At 49.1% G+C, this 20,063-nt stretch carries 19 protein-coding genes; 5 read left to right on the plus strand and 14 right to left on the minus strand.

Annotation, left to right across the window (positions count from 1 at the left end):
- Window positions 1–444 precede the first annotated feature (444 nt).
- The 4 genes from cydC to AC4EHJ_RS13395 all read right to left on the minus strand — a co-directional run bounded on the left by cydC (window position 445) and on the right by AC4EHJ_RS13395 (window position 6,908).
- Window positions 445–2,151: a thiol reductant ABC exporter subunit CydC gene (gene cydC, locus AC4EHJ_RS13380; RefSeq protein WP_490976124.1), complete on the minus strand. Its 1,707-nt coding sequence runs from the start codon at window positions 2,149–2,151 to the stop codon at window positions 445–447.
- Entirely contained in the window at window positions 2,148–3,869 is a 1,722-nt protein-coding gene (cydD, locus tag AC4EHJ_RS13385) for a thiol reductant ABC exporter subunit CydD (protein ID WP_490976125.1), read from the minus strand. Before cydD ends, cydC begins: the two co-directional genes overlap by 4 nt.
- Window positions 3,870–4,332: 463 nt before the next feature.
- Window positions 4,333–4,941, minus strand: coding sequence for a hypothetical protein (locus AC4EHJ_RS13390; protein ID WP_490976126.1), 609 nt, complete (start codon window positions 4,939–4,941; stop codon window positions 4,333–4,335).
- A gap of 323 nt (window positions 4,942–5,264) precedes the next feature.
- Complete coding sequence (locus tag AC4EHJ_RS13395; RefSeq protein ID WP_490976127.1) at window positions 5,265–6,908, minus strand: AMP-binding protein; 1,644 nt, start codon at window positions 6,906–6,908, stop codon at window positions 5,265–5,267.
- Between the two features lie 166 nt (window positions 6,909–7,074).
- Here AC4EHJ_RS13395 and AC4EHJ_RS13400 point away from each other — a divergent pair, with 166 nt between their 5' ends.
- A complete protein-coding gene (locus AC4EHJ_RS13400; protein WP_490976128.1) occupies window positions 7,075–8,232 on the plus strand; it encodes a class I SAM-dependent methyltransferase in 1,158 nt (385 codons plus the stop codon).
- The gene (locus tag AC4EHJ_RS13405) at window positions 8,229–8,483 is read left to right on the plus strand and encodes a hypothetical protein (protein ID WP_490976129.1); all 255 of its coding nucleotides are present in this window, start codon (window positions 8,229–8,231) and stop codon (window positions 8,481–8,483) included. The genes AC4EHJ_RS13400 and AC4EHJ_RS13405 overlap by 4 nt, the downstream gene beginning before the upstream one ends.
- A gap of 53 nt (window positions 8,484–8,536) precedes the next feature.
- On the opposite strand, the gene AC4EHJ_RS13410 is transcribed toward AC4EHJ_RS13405, so the two are convergent.
- The 4 genes from AC4EHJ_RS13410 to nfsA form a co-directional block, all read right to left on the minus strand.
- Window positions 8,537–8,956: a hypothetical protein gene (locus AC4EHJ_RS13410; RefSeq protein WP_490976130.1), complete on the minus strand. Its 420-nt coding sequence runs from the start codon at window positions 8,954–8,956 to the stop codon at window positions 8,537–8,539.
- Between the two features lie 112 nt (window positions 8,957–9,068).
- Window positions 9,069–9,791 (minus strand): alpha/beta hydrolase, encoded by a 723-nt coding sequence (locus AC4EHJ_RS13415; protein WP_490976131.1) that lies wholly within the window; start codon window positions 9,789–9,791, stop codon window positions 9,069–9,071.
- Between the two features lie 24 nt (window positions 9,792–9,815).
- Entirely contained in the window at window positions 9,816–10,430 is a 615-nt protein-coding gene (locus tag AC4EHJ_RS13420) for an NAD(P)-dependent oxidoreductase (protein ID WP_490976132.1), read from the minus strand.
- Between the two features lie 11 nt (window positions 10,431–10,441).
- Entirely contained in the window at window positions 10,442–11,173 is a 732-nt protein-coding gene (nfsA, locus tag AC4EHJ_RS13425; protein WP_490976133.1) for an oxygen-insensitive NADPH nitroreductase, read from the minus strand.
- 102 nt (window positions 11,174–11,275) lie between these two features.
- On the opposite strand from nfsA, the gene AC4EHJ_RS13430 reads away from it, so the two are divergent.
- Both AC4EHJ_RS13430 and AC4EHJ_RS13435 read left to right on the plus strand, forming a co-directional pair.
- Window positions 11,276–11,830 (plus strand): M15 family metallopeptidase, encoded by a 555-nt coding sequence (locus AC4EHJ_RS13430; protein ID WP_490976134.1) that lies wholly within the window; start codon window positions 11,276–11,278, stop codon window positions 11,828–11,830.
- Between the two features lie 57 nt (window positions 11,831–11,887).
- Entirely contained in the window at window positions 11,888–12,442 is a 555-nt protein-coding gene (locus AC4EHJ_RS13435) for a hypothetical protein (protein ID WP_490976135.1), read from the plus strand.
- A gap of 197 nt (window positions 12,443–12,639) precedes the next feature.
- On the opposite strand, the gene AC4EHJ_RS13440 is transcribed toward AC4EHJ_RS13435, so the two are convergent.
- Both AC4EHJ_RS13440 and AC4EHJ_RS13445 read right to left on the minus strand, forming a co-directional pair.
- A complete protein-coding gene (locus AC4EHJ_RS13440) occupies window positions 12,640–13,911 on the minus strand; it encodes an ABC transporter permease (RefSeq protein ID WP_490976136.1) in 1,272 nt (423 codons plus the stop codon).
- Complete coding sequence (locus tag AC4EHJ_RS13445; RefSeq protein ID WP_490976137.1) at window positions 13,901–14,599, minus strand: ABC transporter ATP-binding protein; 699 nt, start codon at window positions 14,597–14,599, stop codon at window positions 13,901–13,903. The genes AC4EHJ_RS13440 and AC4EHJ_RS13445 overlap by 11 nt, the downstream gene beginning before the upstream one ends.
- Before the next feature lie 204 nt (window positions 14,600–14,803).
- On the opposite strand from AC4EHJ_RS13445, the gene AC4EHJ_RS13450 reads away from it, so the two are divergent.
- The gene (locus tag AC4EHJ_RS13450; protein ID WP_490976138.1) at window positions 14,804–15,850 is read left to right on the plus strand and encodes a glycosyltransferase; all 1,047 of its coding nucleotides are present in this window, start codon (window positions 14,804–14,806) and stop codon (window positions 15,848–15,850) included.
- A gap of 38 nt (window positions 15,851–15,888) precedes the next feature.
- Here AC4EHJ_RS13450 and AC4EHJ_RS13455 read toward each other — a convergent pair whose 3' ends face one another.
- From AC4EHJ_RS13455 to AC4EHJ_RS13470, 4 genes are all read right to left on the minus strand, one after another.
- A complete protein-coding gene (locus tag AC4EHJ_RS13455; protein WP_490976139.1) occupies window positions 15,889–16,170 on the minus strand; it encodes a glutaredoxin family protein in 282 nt (93 codons plus the stop codon).
- Window positions 16,171–16,196: 26 nt separating this feature from the next.
- Window positions 16,197–18,656, minus strand: a complete 2,460-nt coding sequence (locus tag AC4EHJ_RS13460; RefSeq protein WP_490976140.1) for a heavy metal translocating P-type ATPase — start codon at window positions 18,654–18,656, stop codon at window positions 16,197–16,199.
- A 19-nt stretch (window positions 18,657–18,675) separates the two neighbouring features.
- A complete protein-coding gene (locus AC4EHJ_RS13465) occupies window positions 18,676–19,134 on the minus strand; it encodes a CopY/TcrY family copper transport repressor (RefSeq protein WP_490976141.1) in 459 nt (152 codons plus the stop codon).
- A 132-nt stretch (window positions 19,135–19,266) separates the two neighbouring features.
- Window positions 19,267–20,061, minus strand: a complete 795-nt coding sequence (locus AC4EHJ_RS13470; protein ID WP_490976142.1) for a cytochrome c oxidase assembly protein — start codon at window positions 20,059–20,061, stop codon at window positions 19,267–19,269.
- Between the last annotated feature and the right edge of the window lie 2 nt (window positions 20,062–20,063).

Raw genomic sequence — 20,063 nt, forward strand, 5'->3', positions numbered from 1 at the left:
AAGCGGCTGGATAACTTATTATCCTAATCATAAAGATTCTGCACCTGACAAATAAGTCATAAACGCCTGTTTCCTACATGACACTTGTCATGTATTTCGCAAATCTCACTTTCTGCTTTTTTGCAAATGCATTCCACTTGGGCTAAGAAGAAATATTGGAAAAAGGAGTTTTCCATGACCGGCACGCTAACAATCATCATGATCTTTTCAATCCCTCTAGTCGCTAGTATCGGTTCCTACTGGCTCAAACACGCCGAAATGAAAAATCAATGAATCGGGGAAGAGCAGGAACTCAAAAAAATTAAACACGAAAATTTCATCCTGGAAACTGAGAAGCTGCGCTGAGAACTTGAAAAGATGAAATGGGAGCAGGAGCAAAAAGATCGGAATTTGTTTCAGAAATAAGAAAAAGGCATGCCGCTGGTCACACGCGGCATGCCTTTTTCAGGCAAAAACATCCCTTTCAATTTGTTTCAATTCATAGAAATAAGCTTTTTTCCGCATCAAGTCGCTATATGTCCCGCTTTCAACAATCCTTCCGTTGTCCATGACAATGATCTGATCCATCTGGCTAAGGGCAGCTAAATCGTGGCTCACGACGATGAAAGACTCGCCTTTGCCGCGGCTGAAAAGTTCCGAATAAATGGCTTGGGCAGTGACGCTGTCTACCGATGAAACCGGTTCATCAAGCAGCCAGAGCGGCTTTTTCCGAATTATTGCCCGGGCAATAGCCAAGCGTTGCTTTTGGCCGCCCGATAAGTTTTGCCCCTTTTCTCCGACTTTCATCGACAGCGCCAATTCATCCAGCTGAACCTGCGACAGCGCCGATTCCAATTGTCCATCGGACGCTGATTCATTGGCAATCAGCAAGTTGCTCTTAATCGTCCCAAAAAAGAAATGGTTTTCCTGGAGCACGACATTCATGCTTTTCCATACTTCTTCTTGGTCTAGTTTTCCAAGCGCACGTCCGCCAACGCGAATCGTTCCTTCGTCCGGCTCTAAGATATTCAATAGGAGCTGAAGAAGCGTCGACTTACCTGAACCGCTCGGGCCCACGATTGCTGTTTTCGTACCCGGCGAAATTTGCAGTGAGATGCCACTTAAAGCCGCGCGTTCTTCCCCCCTGTAAGTGAAGTTAATGTTGTCCAATGTGAGATCAAACGGCCATTCCGGCGGCGGCTCTGCCCCTTTCAAGACGGGCGCGGCTGGCGCAACTTCATTCAGACGGCTGGCCGCTTTGCGGTTTTCTTCGAAATGAGCCGGAAATGCCGCCATCGGCGAGACATTCTCAAATGCCCCCAACGAAATCATCACCAGCATGGCGAGGTATAAACCATCCAATTCGCCTGCCGCTACAAAATACGCGCCGAGGCCCAGTACAAAAAATGACGCGAGGAGTGCAACCAATCCATTCACCGACTGGCTCAGGTTTTCTTCAAGCCCCTCTTTGCGCTGCTGGCCTCCATAATGACCTGAGAAATCCTCTAGCTGCTGTTGCTTTTGTTCAAGCCGTTGGTGGATCTTCAAATCGCGAAAGCCATATAACAGCTCGGCCGATTCTGTTGAAAGCGCAGCGCGGCTTGCCCGTGCAGCATTATTGATTGTCCGTTGCCGCAGTGCAAAGAACGCCGGCACCGCAAAAACCGTCAAGAATGCACCGATAGCAATGACCGCTGCGATTCCAATAGAGAAAAAGGCGCTAAAGAAAATCGTGCTGAGAAATACAAGAAGCAGTACAATTGGCGGGTACAGGACGCGCAGCAGAAAATTCTGCAGGCTCTCAACATCGCCGACAATGCGCGCCAGCAAATCGCCGCTCCGGTACTGGCTAAAAATGCCTGGTGCCAACGGCGATAGTTTTTCAAAAAAGGACGAACGCAAATTGCTGAGCATCGTGAACGTTGCACGATGGGAAAACAGCCTTTCCGCGTAGCGGCTCAAAGCAGAAGCCAATCCGAACAGTTTTAAGCAGGCACCCATGACGATTAAAATCGTCATCTGCGAAGTCAAAGCCGCACGCGAAATCAAGTAGCCGCTGGAAGCCAGAAGCGCGACTCCTGCAACGCCTGCCAGAAAGCCGAAGAATACCGCGAGCGTCACATCTCTTTTTTCGCGGAGCGTCAAAAGGATCATTTGTTTCAATCCGCTCATTGCAGGACACCTCCAAGTTGCGCTTCGATCATATTCCGGTACAGAGGCTCAGAACTCAATAATTCCGTATGCGAGCCGGCTCCAGCAAGTTTTCCGTTATCAAGAACGATGATCATATCCGCCTTTTTGATCGTATGGAGCCTGTGGGCGACGGTCAATACAGTTGCCCGTTTGCCGAGCTCAGCCATGGATTCTTGTAAAATCCGTTCGGTTTTTAAGTCCAGCCCAGTTGTCGGTTCATCGAATAATATGAGGGACGGCTGCTTTAGGAATGCACGCGCCAAAGCGATGCGCTGTTTCTCCCCTCCGGACAAGCCTCTGCCCGCTTCGCCTACCGGGGTATCGAGTCCTTGTTTCAAAGACAGGACCATCTCAGCGATTCCCGCTTGTTTTGCAGCTGCCATAATTTCTTCATCGGCCACATTCCTTCCTGCGCCCAAAGCGATGTTCTCTTTGATGGATCCGGCGAATAAATACGGGTTTTGGGAAATATAACTCATTTGGCTGAACCAAGACTGCTCTGATATGTTTTGCCTATCCATTCCATTCACCAGCAGACGGCCGCCGGTCAGCGGCAGCAAACCGGCTATCGCATGCAGCAGTGTTGTTTTGCCCGACCCGCTTTTACCGATAAAAGCGACATTGCTGAACGCTGGAATCTGCAGTGTGGCGGGACCAAGAGAAAATCCACTGCCGTACCGGAATTCCAAATCATCCAGTTCCAACACACCAGGGCCTTGTGCCAATTCAGTGTTGCCGAAGCGGACCGGTTCGGTATTTTTCGTTAATTCCTCCGATAACCTGCCAGCCGCAGCCGCACTGCTTCTGCCAGTATGGAACGCACTCCCGAAATCTTTCAGCATATTGAAAAAATCCGGCACGAGAATCATGACGAAAAACGCTGTAAAGAAAGTCAGGCTGTCGAATACAACAAGACGCAGCCCGATTTCAAGTGCGATGATCCCCATGCTCAGCATCGAAATATATTCCAGCATCAAAGAAGATAAAAATGCGGATTTCAGCACTTCCATCGTGGAATCCCGAAAATCAAGACTGCTCTTTTTGATGGTTTCTTGTTGGCGTTCCGCCTGTCCCATCAGTTTCAATGTAGTGAGGCCTTGAAGAACGTCCAAAAACGTTCCTGAGAATTGTCCGAGCTTTTCCATTTGTTCATCCGCTTTTTCTTTTGTGCGGATTCCCACGAGCGCCATGAATACCGGGATAAACGGTGCTGTTATTAAAATGATCAGCCCCGTTATCCAATGCTGGTAAAAAATGACCGCAAGCAGCATGATCGGAATGATATAAGTTTGGATCATTTGTGGGATATATTTGCTGAAATAGCCGTCTACTTCATCGACTGCGTCCATGAGCAAACTCACTTTCCGGCCCGACTGGCCATGCTCCGAAGCCAATAGCGGATCTGCTGCAAACGAAGAAATCAGTTGCCGGCGCAGCTTCAATTTCACTTCAACCGACAACTCGACTCCCGCACGGCCAATTGCGTAGCCACAGAAGGCGCGCAGCAAAATGGCGCCCAATAACCCATATAAATAAGGTGTGATTTCTGCGAACGCAGCATCTTCAAGAAAAACGCCATTGACGGCAAGCACAAAAAACAATGCTTGCCCGACCATTGCCGCTCCTTTGGCAATTGATGCTGCCGTAAGCAGAACCATCCATTTTTTCTGTTCAAATGCGAGCTGTTTCAACTCCATTGTCCCATTCTCCCTTTCGATTGCCCATGCCTCTATTATAAAGCAACTGTCCTGTGTTGCCGTTCCCCGCGCACGGCTCTAAGAAATAATTCTCCACTTTGTTACAGCAGCGTTCACAAAGGGCCGATTTTTCACCAAAACACGAAAAAAGCCGCTGGACATCCCAGCGGCTTTCAAAACATGATTTATTTTTTTGTGGATTCGTATCCTGGCGGTCTTTCAAGAACGGCATACAAAAATGTGATATCTTCTCTGATCTGCGATTTCACAAAGTCATTGGCACATTTCCGATACTCATGGCTAAGCTTATTCAGTTCGTATTCAAAAACTATTTTTTCTTCATTTGAAATCACCGATAACACCCCAGCTCATTGTAGTTGGAAAAGTCGTTCTTTATACATACATTCATCAAGCAATCATATCAAAAATTAATATTGAACGCTATTAATTAGCAGTAAATTATTCATAATATCAATAACAAAACAGAATAACCAATTATACCTAAGCAAAAAGAAACGAAACTGCTTTCACGATCTTCCGGCAATTCTTCTTTCATGACGTTGAGAATAATACCGCCTGCAAGCAGCGCAGTGAGAATCGACACCGTCAATTCGCTGACTTCCGATAACAGGCCGAAAACCCATCCAATCAGGATCGCAGCGGCCAGAAGCCATCGTCCGTATTTATCGTATTCTTCTTTATGCGCCGCCCGCAGCCCTTTATCATTCGTGATAAAGTGGACGCCCATTGCAATGAAAAAGAACAGCATGCCCCAAGCAGAATCGTAATGTTCACGGATCAGCAAATAGCCGATCAAGGCATTGTAAAGTGTGAACGAACCGATATGAACCCAAAACACTCCGGCTTCCACTCCTTCTTCGCGGATGTCAGCCTGCCGCCGCTTAGAAGATTTCACCATCTGTTCCAGTCCATAAAAGATGATGAGCCCAAGCATGGCGACCAAGTAAATATGGCTTTCTAAAAAGCTCCATCCTTCATTTCCAACTTTGCCTTCCAACTCATCCTGAAAAACACCAAGTTCTGGAAGCAAGTGCAGAAAAACATAAGCCACGGATATTCCTCCCGCAATCGACAGAAATCGGCTTCGCGGCAAGACTTTCATGAGCTTCAACTTCTTTGAAAATATATGTATAAATACAAAACCGATTACAAATAATAAGCTGAGCCATTCCACAGCCTCCAGCTCCTTTGTCCACTAGAATAATTACAGGCAGACCCTAGCCGAGTCCGCCTGATAAATCAAAATATGCGAATTCTTTGCTTTCCTTAAATATTGTTTACCCCCGACTTAGCTTTCTTTAAACAACGACCTTTCCTATCTGAATTAAAAAAGCAGGAAAACCCGGAAATGCTCTCCCGTTTTCCTGCTCAAATTCACACTCCTGTTCTCCGACTGAGTTCAGCCGCTTGCTCCCGCAGCTTGAATTTCTGGATTTTGCCGGATGCTGTCATCGGATAATCCTTAGTGAATTCAAAGTAACGCGGTATCTTATGGCGGGAAATTTTGCCGATGCAATATTCTCGCAGCTCCTCAGCATCAAGTTTTTCACCTTCCTTGAGGATGATCCACGCCATCAGCTCTTCTCCGTACTTCTGATCCGGCACCCCTACGACTTGGACATCCTGGATAGCCGGATGGCGGTAAAGGAATTCTTCGATTTCGCGTGGGTAAATGTTCTCGCCTCCCCGGATGACCATGTCTTTCATGCGTCCGGTTATGGCAATATAACCGTCCTCGTCTTCAACTGCGACATCGCCCGTATGCAGCCACCCATCGCTGTCGATGGCATTGCGGGTCGCTTCCTCATTGTGGTAATAGCCTTTCATAATATGGTAGCCTCTCGTGCAAAGCTCTCCCGGGACGCCGGCAGTCACGCTCTCGCCGCTTGCCGGATCGATGATCTTCACTTCGACTTCTGCATGGGGCTTGCCGACAGTCGCCACCCGTTTTTCGATGTCATCGTCAGCCCGCGTCTGCGTAATGACTGGAGATGACTCGGTCTGGCCGTAGGCAATGGTGATTTCCGATGCTCCCATATCGCTGATCACTTTCTTCATTACTTCAATCGGGCACGGCGAACCGGCCATAATGCCTGTACGCAGGGAAGAGGTATCAAACGATTCAAAATCAGGATGGTTGAGCTCGGCAATGAACATCGTCGGTACGCCGTGAAGGGCCGTGCATTTTTCATCCTGGACCATCTGCAGCACTTTTTTCGGTTCAAATTGTTCGGCAATGACCATTGTGGATGAGTGTGTCACCGCTGCCATCGTTCCAAGAACGCAGCCAAAGCAATGGAAGAATGGAACCGGAATGCACAGACGATCTTTCTCAGTCAGGTTCATCGTATCGCCGACTAGTTTTCCATTGTTGACGACGTTCAAGTGCGTCAGCATGACACCTTTTGGAAAGCCTGTCGTACCGGAAGTGTATTGGATATTGATGACGTCATCCGGCTCCATCGACTCGAATCGGCTTTTCAGTTCTTCATCTGAAACGCCGCTCGCGAAAGCTTCAAACTCACTCCAGGTATAAATTCCGGGATAGCCCCTTTCGGACATGACGATGACCCGTTTGAAATGGGGCAGCCGGCTGCACTCTACAGCTCCTTTCTCAGCCTTCTTCAGCTCCGGGCATACGGTGTTCAGAATGTCGATATAATTCGAGCCTTTAAATTCTTCCCCTAAAATCAAGGTCGTCGCATCGGATTGCTTCAGCAAATATTCCAATTCACTCGCCTGGTAGCTTGTGTTGACAGTCACAAGTACGCCGCCCATCTTGCCCGTTGCGAATTGGCTTAGCAGCCATTGCCGCTTATTATCCGACCAGATGGCAATGTGCTCCCCTTTGCTGATGCCGATTCCCATGAATGCCTTTGCGAGGCGGTCCGTTTCTTCGTCGAAATCCCTATAGGTTTTCCGGATGCCATGCTCCGGATATACATACGCCTCTGTGTCAGGATGCAGCGCCGCTTGCTCGCGCACGACTTGGCCGACCGTCTTTTGTAAAATAACCATTTCCATACTCCCCCTTTATGTAAACGTTCTCAATCCACTTCTGATTTTATCACAAAATTCCAAATTATGTGATTGGCGGTACCCTCTCTTTGCTGAACGCTCCAATCGCACTTTTCCAGCCAGCCATGATAAAATGGAAGCATTATGTGCAACGAAAGGAAATCTAATGGACATCCAAACTATGAACGAACAATTGTCAGTCCGCATCAGCCGGAGAGAATTGGTAGCCGGCACAATCAGCCAGCCGCGCTTAAAATCAAATGACATCAAACGCATTAAACTGAAGCCTGTGGAAATCAAAAATCAATACTTCATCCAATTCGAATATCAGTATGAACATATATTGAAGCATGAAAACCTGTCTGTGGATGAAGCGGCAACGAAACTTGAGTCTTTGTTCGAAGATTTTCGGCAAGGACTCTTACAGTTCACGGCAGAAAAAGTGCAACTTCAATTGTCGAAAAAGTTCAAAGTTTCCTGGAAAGCTGAAGGGACGGCGGAAAAATCCGCTGAGCTTTCACATAACCGCAAAAAACACTATCTGCTTGAGGACGGCACCCCTTATCCATTCCTGGTGCGCCTCGGCGTCCAAAACCCGGATGGCACCGTAAAAAAACAAAAATACGATAAGTTCCGCCAAATCAACCGCTTTATCGAGTTTATCGATGATGCGCTTGACCACCTTCCAAAAGACCGGGCGGTGCGGATTCTCGATTTCGGTTCCGGAAAATCGTATTTGACGTTTGCCTTGTATCATTATTTGCGTGTTGAAAAAGGGCTCGACCTGCGTGTCACCGGACTTGACTTGAAAAAGGAAGTCATTGAAGAATGCCAGCGCATCGCCGACGATCTTTCATACAGCCAGCTTGAGTTTTTGGTCGGCGACATCAACGATTACAACGAGGAATCGGCTGTGGACATGGTTGTAACGCTGCACGCTTGCGATGTGGCTACGGATATGGCCTTATCGCGTGCCGTGAAGTGGAACGCCAAAGTCATCTTAAGCGTCCCTTGCTGCCAACATGAACTGAACAGCCAAATCGACGCGCCGGAACTCGGGCTTATGCTCCAGCACGGCTTGATCAAAGAGCGGTTCAGCGCACTAGCGACTGATTCCATCCGCGCAGAACTGCTGTCGCTTGTCGGCTATGAAACGCAATTGATGGAGTTTATCGATATTGAGCATACCCCGAAGAACATTTTGATCCGTGCCTATAAAACTGGACGCAAACCGGCGGCCGGCCAATTCCAGCGTTACAAGGAATTTACTGGACTGCTTTCCGCAACACCTTTTCTTGAAAACGAATTAAAGGAGCTTCTATGAAACGGAAAAATCTTGTCAACGGCATGGTCCTCGCCTTCTCGGTCGTCTTGATCCGCTTTATCGATGTCCGGGTATATGATATGAATCTCTTGGTGACTTTATTGCTCACCGCTGCCCTTATTTTCGTCTTGATGAAAGTAGTTGACCGGGTCCCGTCACTTGACGAACCGGTTTCCAAACGTACCGCGGCGATTACCAATACAATCGTCGTACTCACCATCTTTCTGGCATTTTTCGTCTTGGGTCTGTAAACGCAAAAACCGCCTTCCATTTGTGGAAAGGCGGTTTTTTTATGCGCTCCGATTCAAGGGCGATTGGAATTAGGTTCTTCATCCGCTTCTTTATCTATGGTTTCCAGGATAAAACTTTTGACGGGTTCCAACGTCAATTCCAATCCGCTTGTCTCCAGATGGTTTTGGAGATAATCGAGCTGATGCTCTTCAACTGCGTCAGACTGGAGATTCAACACGTTGTTTATGTAGAGCATCCCTTCATTTGTGGCCATAGGCGCAGGAACACCTTGCTGTTCCCGCTTTTCCACTTCTTCAATGCCGATGGCCAAGCCTTCATCGATCAATTCTTTCATCAATTCCGCGTAGTGCTCCTCGCCCAATCCTTCAGAAAGCTTGGCGTCCAGCCCCTTCACTTCGTCTAATGAAGCACCGCGGTAATATTGGGCGTAATACGCCATCAGCACTTGTTCTTTGTCCAAAAGCTCCGTCATGGAAATCCCTCCAGTAAATATCATTTACTGCCTTATTCCCTTTTTCGATGGGCATTATGCGTGCGCAAGAAGGATTCAGCCTTGAAAATCAAACCTAGCAAAACAGTTCCCTTTATTTATTGGCCATCCAGTCCAGTAAAGCCTCGGCCACCTGGTCTTGCTGCTCAAACGGGCCGATGTCAGCAGGCAAATCGTTTTCCTGCTCACCGTATAAGCCGAATTGGGCATGATTGCCTCCAGCTATCTCGACAAATTCACTGTTGGCTGAGAACAGCATCTGACGCTCTTTGATGTCTTGCGGAACCGTCAAGCCGTCGTTTTCCGCAGACACAGACAGCATCGGCAAATCGCTCAACGCAAAATCGCCGATTGGGTAAGACGCCAGAAAGTAAAGGCCTCCGAGCTCGTCCTGATGTTCTTCAGCATACTGGGCAGCGGCTACACCGCCAAGGGAATGGCCTCCGATAAACCATTTTTCGACTGCCGGATGGGCTGCGATCACTTCGTCAGCTTTGCCCGCAGCGAGGATTGGAAATTTCAGCGGCATGTCCGGTATGGATACCGTGTAGCCTGCCGATTGCAATTTTTCAGCCAGATAGGCGTATGCAGCAGTTTCCACTTTCGCTCCTTGGTACAAAATGACACCTTTGCCGTTCGTTTTTTCCGGCCGGAAAATAAGGCCGGATTCGTCCCGTTCGAGCGCATCAACATCCACGCGTTCTTTGAGTTCCGCACTTGGTCCATAATCGAATTGTGCATAAATCATAAAACCGGCAATTGCCGCCAAAAGCAAGGCGATAGCTGCCAGCAACAGCCGGACGCTCCATTTCACCATAAGTTCCAGCTCCTCACTGTCCCTTTAATACGCAAGGCCTACCCGGCGCCGCATGAATTCCGGATGCTCGAGCAAGCTATAGGCAAAAGCAGCCGTGTCACCCACCGTGATCTCCTTGCCGCCTTCTGGAAGCAGCCCCTCTTCTGTGCGGTAATTGCCGCGTGCTTCGCCGTCCGGAAGGTAGGTCGGGCATACGACCGTCCAGTCCAAAGCGCTTTTTTCCAGCTCGCGGTACATCTTTTCGTGTTCTTCCGCCGCAAACGTCAATTTGCGGTTGGAGTCGCCGCCTTGATAGCGCAGCAACCCCGGCGACAGCCGGCTGTCAAGGATGCCCGCTGTGCCGATTGCAATGATGCGGTGAACGCCGTGCTTTTCCATCGCCTCCGCAATCAATGGTGCAGCTTCCGAAAGCGTTGTTGTGCGGTCGGTTCCGATTGCACTGAAAACTGCTCCAGTGCCGGCAACCACGCGTTCGACGTCTTCAAATTTGCGCACATCGCCGACAATCATTTCTAAATTCGGATGTGCTTGTAGTGTTTTTGCGCGCACGAGCGCTTTGACGCAGTGGCCATCAGCAAGGGCCTGCTTCAGAATCTGTCCGCCGACACGGCCAGTCGCACCGAAAATCGCGATTTCCATAGGTATCCCCCTCATTTAAAATGATAGCCTTTTTTCGCCAGCACGTCTTTGATGTCCGGACGCTTTGGCTTGCTCAGGAACTGCGCCATCTGCTGCGTCCACGTCGCTTGTTTCTGGTTCGTGCTGCGCGCTTCGTAATAGTTCTGAACAGTGGCATCGTATGCCGGCAATAAGCTGCTGTATTTGGCTTCGTCGTAGTCATTTTCATGCAAAATCGCTTCCACTGGCAAACGCGGCTTTACTTCATTGGCTTCATTCGGCACACCGAGCGTCAGCCCGTAAACAGGAAAAACGCCTTCAGGCAAGCCGACCAAGTCGCTGATCGCTTCCATATTGTTGCGCACGCCGCCGATATAGCAGATGCCGTAGCCTTTCGATTCCGCTGCAAGCGCCAGATTTTGTGCCAACAGCCCGACGTCCGTCACGGCGACAATCAGGTTTTCCGCTTGGTCGAAGACAATCGATCCGCCCTGCAGTTCCGCAGCATGCTTCAAGCGGTTGTAATCAGCGCACATCAACAGCACTGCTCCAGCGCCTTCCATTTGCTTCGCATTTTTGGACAATTCGCCGAGCTTCTTGCGCTTGTGCCGGTCCGTCACCCAAACAATCGAATACGCTTGCACAAAATGAGAAGTTGCCGCATGCTGGGCAGCCTCGATCAATTCGCTTAGCTCCTCCCGGCTCAATTGCTTTTCTTTGTAATCACGCACTGACGCGTGGGATTTCATCAATTCAATAACCATCCTGCATTGCCCCTTTCCAGTCTTTCCTCTATCCTATCAAAAACTTTCAGCAGATACCCTCGCGACGATTTTTGGTACAATAAAAGAAGAGGGGTGAAACGATTGAAACAGCTTAAAACCGCTTTTTCCGTTCTTTTTTTATTGGTCCTTGGCGGTTTTTCATTTATATGGATTCAAAGGGAAATGGAGTTTCGCGAAGAATTAAAGCAACGCCCGATGCCTTCGGGCTTGCATCCCATAATCGAAGAAAAGCGCGACGAACTCATTCGCCTGGCTTCAGCAGCCGGCATCGACATCATCATCACCGATGGGTTCCGCTCGCGCGATGAACAAGACCGTCTGCATGCCCAGGGGCGGAGTGCTCCGGGCAATGTTGTGACACAAGTGCAAGGCGGCGGTTCGTATCATAATTACGGGCTTGCCATTGATTTTGCTTTGCGGGACGGCAACGGCGGCGTCGTTTGGGACATTGAGCGCGATGCGAATGGCAACGGCCGAAGCGACTGGTTCGAAGTGGCCGCAATCGGCAAGGAGCTCGGGTTTTCATGGGGAGGCGATTGGCGGCGATTCAAAGATTACCCGCATCTCGAAATGACGTTCGGCTTGTCAATCAATGAACTGCAAGACGGCTACCGACCAGAAGACGTCACCAACTAGTTCCCTTGTAACGCTCTCCCGGCTGCTTCGTCTTATACAGTAAAGGGGCGATGCCGAATGCGAAAAACACAGTTTCTTTTAATGATCGGCTTTATGTTATTGGCAGGATGCGGTGCGCAGGGAAACTCGGGCGCAAAGGTCGAGGACTCTAAGACAACGCCTGTTGCCGAAACCACGGAGGGCGAGTTCATCTATCGCCTTACCGCGGAGAGCGATACGTTCGAAGCGGGCGGTCCAATCAGCATGTATGCAGAATTGGAGTATACGGGAGAGCAGGAAAGCATCGACATTTATCACGCCGCTTCACCATTCTATTTTCTCCTGCACGAAAAAACACGAAATTTCGAAATCCCTTATCCCATGAACGAACCGCTAATCATGACGACACTCTTTAAAGGAGAGCCGCTTCGTGAAGACTACCGCGGAAGTGGCGGCTACTCGGAAGAAGACCCGAAGGAGTATCGGGAGTTTATCAAAAAAGTGATGGACGGCCAGTTTCCTGAAGGATTCTACGAAGTGGATGGGTCGGCCAATTTTTTTACCGGGAATCCAGAAGCGGACAAGACTGATTACGATATCCACGCCGCCATCAGTTTCAAAATTGTTGAATAGAATGAGAAACCCGACCGATTCCAAGGGAATCGGTCGGGTTTTTTTGGATGCAGCTGCATTGCTTTTGGGAAATTCTTAATTACTTATAGAATCTGCCACTTTACCTGCGACAAACCGGAATCACTTGCAGCAAATGGCTCGTAACATGCAACACAACTTGATTTATTTGCAGCAGCTGCATTTCCCGTCTGCAGCACCTACAATTCCTGGCGCAAGGCTTGAATCACATCGATTTGCGTCGCTTTGCGCGCCGGACGCCAGCCTGAAACCATAGCGACCCCGATGCTGATGGCGGCTGAAATAGCGACCAGCTGCCACGGAATAACGGAAATTAAGATGTTGAAATCCCCCGTCTCTTCTTCGCCAAGCGAGCTCATGACGATCATCGGCACTAGCCAGTTCGCTAGCATGCTAATGCCATAGGCAATGATGATTGCCAGGACGGTGCCAATGATGCCGATTGCGGCACTTTCCATAAGGAATAGGCGCTGAATCAATTTCGGTTGTGCGCCAATCGCTTTCATGACGCCAATTTCACGCGTGCGCTCTGTCACAGCCATCGTCATCGTATTGAAAATCCCGATCGAAGCGATCAAAATTGCAATTGTGCCGACAAAAATCAAACCTGCTTTCAATAGCGTGAAGAACATGTTCATCGAACCCAACTCTTCCGTAACGGAATAGACATAATAGCCGTCTCTTTTCAGCTTTTCAGTAATGCCTTCTACATACTGCAATTCGTCCGCATAAACGAGCACTTCACGCGGGGGCTCTTCGGTTCCCAAGCCTTCCGCAATGGTTTTGCTCCATGATTCATCTGCATAAATCGAGCTGTCCATCATCCAGTCTTTTGCCGGCTCTTCCGTAACTCCCGCTACCGTGAATTCCCAGACAACAGGCTCTCCTTCTCCTTCATACGGCTTCAGCTCAATTTCAAAAGTCTGGCCGATTAAGCTGCCGGCAAAACCAGCCAACTCTTCCCCTTCCGCAGCGTTGGCCTGTTCTTCCTGGATCAATAGTGAGCTTGCAAAATGATACCCTACAAGCACTTCCCCTTCCGTTGAAGGCATCGCGCCTTCCGATAAAGCGAGCCCTGCCTTTTCTTCGTTTCCAAATTGGACAAATACCAAATCAGCATATGCGCTGCGCTCACCCAAGCGGGCCTCCCCTTCAGCCTGCGGCCGGCTCCGTTCAGCTACTGCTTTGACGTGTGGAATTTCGCGCATCGCTTCAGCTTCTTGGGCCGTTATCGCGCTGTCCGACTCTTCTTTGCCGGGCACTTCAATTTTGGTCACTGTACGGTTTTGCAAGATATCATCCGACAAGGTTTTGTGAAGGCCGAATCCGACCGAAGCCAGGACAATCAGAAAAGCACAGCCCATTGTTGCCGCTAGTATGGTCATTGTTAACCGCAATTTATTGCGTTTCATGTGCTGCCCGATAAACCCGAGCTGATCTTTAAATTGCACGGCGCTGTCCCCCTTTCACCAATTTGCCATCATGCAGCTGATACTGGCGATGGGCAATTCCTGCCACTTCATCATCATGGGTGATGATCACGAATGTTACTCCTAGGTCGCGGTTAAGCGTACGGATCAAGTCCAGTATTTCCTGTTCTGTTTCAGAGTCGAGGCTTCCGGTAGGTTCATCCGCCAGAATAACCGGCGGATTGGTGATCAACGCGCGCGCAATGCTGACGCGCTGCTGCTGGCCGCCTGACAGCTCATTCGGGTAATGCCCGGCGACTTCTGACAAACCGACTTCCGCCACCAATTTTTCCACCGCCGCTCTCCGCTCCGGCGCTTTCATGCCTTTTATCTTCAACGGCAGTTCAATGTTCTCAAAGGCATTCAGCCCCGGCATCAATTGAAAGCTTTGAAAGACGAAGCCGAAATTCTTCAGCCGGAAATCTGCCATTTCTGTTTCTTTCAGCGAAGTGATTTCTTGCCCCCCGACTTCAACCGCTCCTGATTCAGGCGCCATGAAACCAGCTAGAATGTTCAACAGCGTCGACTTGCCGGAACCGCTTTTCCCCAAAATAGCGGCAATCTCCCCTTTTTTGACGTGAAGCGTAATCCCTTCCAGTACAGGAATTTTGCGTTCATCCCCTTTTTTGCCAATAGCAAAAGAATGGGATAGCATGTTAATTTCAATCATTTTTATGCCCCTTTCTACTTCCTGCCTTTAGTATAAGAGGAAAATCTTAACAAACAGTACTGCCTTTTCTGAAGAATTCCTTAAGAATAGAGTAAGAGCCACGGAATAAGGGTAATGGAGTACTAAGTATTTAGTCATATAAAACCTTATATATAGCGGAATCGCCGCAGCATATGCATATATTTCGCAAAGGGGGCCAAGCATATGGAACACATTGCTGTTGTGATTCCAGCATATAAACCAGGCAGCAATTGCCTCGACTTGATTCAGGACATCCTTGCTGCCGGTTTTCCGCACGTCATCGTCGTCGATGACGGCAGCGGTCCCGCATATGCCGGTTTTTTCGATTCCCTTCTTTACATTCCGCAAACCACTGTACTGCGGCATGCCGCAAACCAAGGGAAAGGGCGCGCCCTTAAAACCGCATTCCATTACATACTCAATGAACAATTGCCGTTCGACGCCATTATCACTGCTGATGCGGACGGCCAGCATCTAGTTTCGGATATGATTAAACTGAGCCGGGAAATGGCCGAAGAACCGAACCATGTCGTTCTTGGCGCAAGGGATTTCGACCATAAGGAAGTGCCTTTCCGGAGCCGTTTCGGCAATCGTTTCACCCGCCTGCTGTTCAGGCTGTCCACCGGAACCGTGCTGGCCGATACCCAGACCGGACTTCGGGGCATACCGGTCAAATACTTGCCCCGGCTGCTAGGCGTTCTCGGCGAGCGCTTTGAATACGAGATGAACGTCTTGGCCGCATTGAAGAAAAACTACATTCCGATTTCAGAAGTCAGCATCCAAACCGTCTACCTTGATGCCAATAAATCGTCGCATTTTAATCCACTCAGGGATTCATTCCATATTTATAAAGTGTTCCTGCTTTATGGCATTTCCGGTGCCGCTTCGTTCGTGCTGGATATCGGGCTTTACTGGATTTTCATCCAGCTGCTGCGCGACGAAGCTCCCGAGCTGTTCATCATTTTCGCGACCATCGCAGCACGTGTGCTGTCGTCGCTGTTCAATTATTACATCAACCGCAACAAAGTGTTCAAACAAGGCAGCCGCCAGTCATTTTACCGCTATTACATGCTGGCCGGTTTTATCATGCTTGTATCTGCCGCTTCTGTCCATCTACTCTATGCTGAATGGCTTGGCCGCGGAGAAATCATTCTGAAAGTGATGGTTGACACCGTGTTATTCGTTTTCGGATTTGTCGCCCAGCGTGCCTGGGTATTCCGCAAAGACTAAAAAAGACCGCTGCCCATAAGGGAACAGCGGTCTTTTGCTTATGCGAGCTCTAACAAGCGCTTGAGCTCTTCCTTATTTTCTTCAAATCCAATAAAATGGCGGTCCAGCCTGCGCTTTCCGAACAGGTCTTTTTTATAGAAAGCGAACAACGGTACGATGCGGCTGCCCGAAATCTCTTTCATGTCCTTCTCCAATTCCGGCTCCGCTCCGACATCCTTGTGTTCGTAGGAAATGCCATTGGACGCGAGATAGGACTTTGCATCCTGGCAGTCGCTGCAGGTTTGGCGCGTATACAGTACCATTTCCATTGCTTTGCCCATTTTCTATCCCCTCCATCAAATTCTGTTTAGGCGACCGCCGGTTTGAAGCCTTTAAGCCTCAAGGCATTGATCAATACCGAAACTGAACTGAAACTCATTGCAGCGCCGGCAATCATCGGGCTCAGCAGCGGGCCTCCGAACAGATAGAGGATTCCCATTGCCACTGGAATGCCAAGAATATTATAAGCGAAAGCCCAAAACAGATTTTGTTTTACGTTTTTGATCGTGGATTTGCTCAGATCCACCGCAGTCAAGACATCCATCAAATCACTTCTCATCAGCACGATATCCGCTGATTCCATTGCTACATCGGTACCGGAGCCGATCGCAATGCCAACATCCGCCTGTGCCAATGCCGGAGCATCGTTTATGCCGTCTCCGACCATCGCCACAATCTTGCCTTCCGCTTGAAGCTTTTTCACTTCATCCGCTTTATCCTCAGGCAGAACTTCACTGAGGACACGGTCCACTCCAACCTGTTTAGCAATTGCTTCAGCGGTAAGCTTATTATCTCCCGTAAGCATAGCGACTTCGATGCCCATCTTTTGCAGCTTGCGGATTGCCAATGTGCTCGATTCCTTAATCGTGTCCGCTACTGCAATCACGCCAGCTAGCTTCCCTTCTGAAGCGATGAACATCAACGATTTGCCTTCACCAGCCAAATTGTCGGCTGCCTCTGATAGGGCGCTGAGCGAAATGTTTTGCATGCCCATCAATTTCCGGTTGCCGATCGATACTTTACGCCCATCTATCTCGACTTCTAGGCCGTGGCCTGGAATCGCCTTGAATGACTCGCCTTTGGCAAGGACGAGCTCTTTTTCAACTGCTGCTTCAACAATTGCTTCCCCAATAGGATGTTCAGAACCTTTTTCAGCGGACGCCGCAAGCGCCAGCAATTGTTCTTCCGTTAATGTGCTGTCAGCCAACACGATATCAGTTACTTTCAATTTTCCTTCTGTGATGGTTCCTGTCTTGTCAAATACGATTGTTTGTACTTTATGGGTGGTTTCCAGCGCTTCACCGCTTTTGATCAACACGCCATGCTCTGCACCTTTCCCGGTGCCGACCATAATGGCTGTCGGCGTCGCGAGGCCAAGTGCGCATGGGCAGGCGATGACCAATACGGAAATCGTGATAGTCAGTGCAAAAACAGCCGTCTGTCCGCCGAAATACCAGACCAGACCTGAAATCAATGCCAAAACGATGACGACTGGCACAAAGTAAGCCGAGATGATGTCCGCCAATCGGGCAATCGGCGCTTTCGATCCCTGTGCATCTTCCACCAATTTAATAATCCGTGCGAGTACCGTATCTTTCCCGACTTTCGTCGCACGGTAGCGGATTGCACCATTCTTGTTAATACTCGCTCCGACGATGGCATCTCCCGGGGCTTTGTCGCTTGGCAAGCTTTCACCGGAAATCATCGATTCGTCGACGGAAGTGTGGCCTTCTGTAACGATTCCGTCCACCGGCATTCTTTCACCCGGCTTAACGAGGACGATGTCTCCCACTTCCACTTCATCGACAGAGATTTCGCGCTCTTCGCCGTCTCTGAAGACGACAGCGGATTTTGGCGCCATGCCCATCAATTTTTTGATAGCCTCTGACGTTTTGCCTTTTGACAAGGCTTCAAAATATTTCCCTAAGGTAATCAGTGTCAGAATGACTGCAGCTGATTCGTAGTACAGGTTATCGGCAGCGTGCTCGTCGCTTGCAAACATGAATGCCGTAACAACCAGGCTATAAATAAATGCTGCACTCGTTCCCAACGCGATAAGCGAGTCCATATTCGGATGTCCTTTAAATAACGTGCGGAATCCGACTGTGAAGAATTTCGCTCCTAGTATCATCACCGGAATGGTCAAAAGCAGCTGGATCATCGCAAAGTTCGTATGGTTGATCTCTGGATCGATGATTGCCGGCAACGGCATTCCGAACATATGCCCCATTGAGATGAGCAGCAGCGGTACGGTCAAAGCCGCGGACATCCAGAATCTTCTCCACATCTCTTTTATGTGCTGCTGCTTTTTTTCCCGGTCTTCATCAGCGGAATCGATTGCCGCTTCATCATCATGCGCTTCGTAGCCGGCGTCGCTGACCGCCGCTTTTATATCCGAGATGGCCAGGACTGATGGATCATAGCGGATCACCATTTTTTCGGTGGCCATATTGACGTTCGATTCGGCCACTCCCGGCAGTTTGCGTGTCGCTCTTTCAACGGCTTGCACACAGGAAGCACAGGTCATGCCTTCAATCACAAAACTTTTCACTACGCTGTCGGTGCTGGCTTTATACCCGGCTTTTTCGACAGCATCCCGGATATCCTGCACAGAAACAGCGGCTTCGTCATACACGACTTTCACTTTTTCAGTTGCTAAATTGACGTTCGATTCGTCTACTCCCGGCAATTTATTAACCGCTCTTTCAACGGCTTTTGCGCACGCCGCACAGGTCATGCCTTCTACATTCAATGTTTTTTCCATCACGCTCTCAACTCCTTACATTTTAATGGCAATTTATATTGTAGTCTTTTTTGCATTTGCATTGGCCAGGAATACAATTACACGGAACCGTATCTACGGCTTCGCCTTTTTTCGCGTCCAACGCTGACTGCAGCAGCCGGATATCTTCATGGCTGAGCAGTGCTTTTGAAATCATGTCGGCGATTGTCTTGCCGGCTGCACGGCTGCAAATTTGGCCGAATAACCGGTCTGTAGCGCTTTTCACACTGCCTTCTTCGCTGATGCCGGCTGAATAAATGAATTTATTGCCTTGCGATACTGCCAGCAGCATTCCTTTTTTTACAAGGCGTCCGATAAACGTTTTCGTCGTTGCCGGTTTCCAGTCTTTCTTTTCCTGGAGCACTTCAATGATTTCTTTGCTGGTTGCTTGCTCGAGTGTCCAGACGACGCGCATGATTTCCCATTCAGCGTCTGTAATTTCCACTTTCTCTTCTATCATCATGAAAATCCTCCTTCGTTTACATTTGTAATCGATTTATTTTAGTTTACATTTGTAATCATTTATTGTCAAGCACTTTTTCTAAAAAAAAAACTGCGTTTCCATTCTGGGATTTCAGAACGGACACGCAGTTTTTCATTTCAGCAAATCAAGCTGTGGATTCTCCCGTGGAGCGGCCGATCGGTACCATTGATAGCAAAGGATGATGATTAAAGCCAAGTCTATGGCATTTCCGCCATAGTACATCAATAGCGCACCCGCCTCACCATCCGCTTTTCCGACACCATCCGGCGGTGTAGCGTATATCAGTTTTGCCAGGATTTTATGCGCGGCCAACGCGAGAATCAAGACTGCCGAACGCAAGATGAAGCCAGAGCGGTGCGGGGCTACATCGACATAAATGATGGACATTGTGAACAGATAACCTGCTAAAAAAACGTGGAGATGGATGAATGCATACAGCCATTCCGACCCATGCATCGCTTCGAAAAGGCCCGTCAAGTAAAGCACGTATAATCCGCCGATGTTCAAGAAGGCCGCGGTCACCGGATGGCTGACAAGCTGTAACCGCCGGCTTTTCAATAACCGGGACAGCCTTCTAGCTGCAGGGATGCTCAGTGTCCTTAATAACAATGATATCGGCTTTGCGTAAAGCAGCAGCAGCGGTGCCAACATTCCAAGCAATAAATGTGCCGCCATATGCGCCCTGAAATTCGAATGTGCCAGTTCAGCAAGCGGCCCTAACAGCACGGCTGCAATCGCCGCTAGCCCAGCATCCCAAAAGACATACCGGTGAAGCGGCCATTTCTTATATTTTCTGCCTGTCATAAAAGCAGCTAACGGATACAAAACGAAAAGTGCGGCAAGCATCACAAATGCCGCCGCTTCAAACCCTCCGAAAATCGGCTCGGCATGGTCATGTACTGCCATTC

It is taken from the genome of Planococcus sp. TJ-301 (assembly GCF_058268475.1).

Excerpts from the sequence above, each read along its gene's own strand:
- AC4EHJ_RS13400 (WP_490976128.1), top strand. The coding sequence starts at position 7,075 with ATGGACATCCAAACTATGAACGAACAATTGTCAGTCCGCATCAGCCGG.
- AC4EHJ_RS13450 (WP_490976138.1), top strand. The coding sequence starts at position 14,804 with ATGGAACACATTGCTGTTGTGATTCCAGCATATAAACCAGGCAGCAAT.
- AC4EHJ_RS13435 (WP_490976135.1), top strand. The coding sequence starts at position 11,888 with ATGCGAAAAACACAGTTTCTTTTAATGATCGGCTTTATGTTATTGGCA.
- AC4EHJ_RS13410 (WP_490976130.1), bottom strand. The coding sequence starts at position 8,956 with ATGACGGAGCTTTTGGACAAAGAACAAGTGCTGATGGCGTATTACGCC.
- AC4EHJ_RS13395 (WP_490976127.1), bottom strand. The coding sequence starts at position 6,908 with ATGGTTATTTTACAAAAGACGGTCGGCCAAGTCGTGCGCGAGCAAGCG.
- AC4EHJ_RS13420 (WP_490976132.1), bottom strand. The coding sequence starts at position 10,430 with ATGGAAATCGCGATTTTCGGTGCGACTGGCCGTGTCGGCGGACAGATT.
- cydD (WP_490976125.1), bottom strand. The coding sequence starts at position 3,869 with ATGGAGTTGAAACAGCTCGCATTTGAACAGAAAAAATGGATGGTTCTG.
- AC4EHJ_RS13455 (WP_490976139.1), bottom strand. The coding sequence starts at position 16,170 with ATGGGCAAAGCAATGGAAATGGTACTGTATACGCGCCAAACCTGCAGC.
- nfsA (WP_490976133.1), bottom strand. The coding sequence starts at position 11,173 with ATGGTTATTGAATTGATGAAATCCCACGCGTCAGTGCGTGATTACAAA.
- AC4EHJ_RS13465 (WP_490976141.1), bottom strand. The coding sequence starts at position 19,134 with ATGATGATAGAAGAGAAAGTGGAAATTACAGACGCTGAATGGGAAATC.
- AC4EHJ_RS13470 (WP_490976142.1), bottom strand. The coding sequence starts at position 20,061 with ATGGCAGTACATGACCATGCCGAGCCGATTTTCGGAGGGTTTGAAGCG.
- AC4EHJ_RS13415 (WP_490976131.1), bottom strand. The coding sequence starts at position 9,791 with ATGGTGAAATGGAGCGTCCGGCTGTTGCTGGCAGCTATCGCCTTGCTT.
- AC4EHJ_RS13445 (WP_490976137.1), bottom strand. The coding sequence starts at position 14,599 with ATGATTGAAATTAACATGCTATCCCATTCTTTTGCTATTGGCAAAAAA.
- cydC (WP_490976124.1), bottom strand. The coding sequence starts at position 2,151 with ATGAGCGGATTGAAACAAATGATCCTTTTGACGCTCCGCGAAAAAAGA.
- AC4EHJ_RS13405 (WP_490976129.1), top strand. The coding sequence starts at position 8,229 with ATGAAACGGAAAAATCTTGTCAACGGCATGGTCCTCGCCTTCTCGGTC.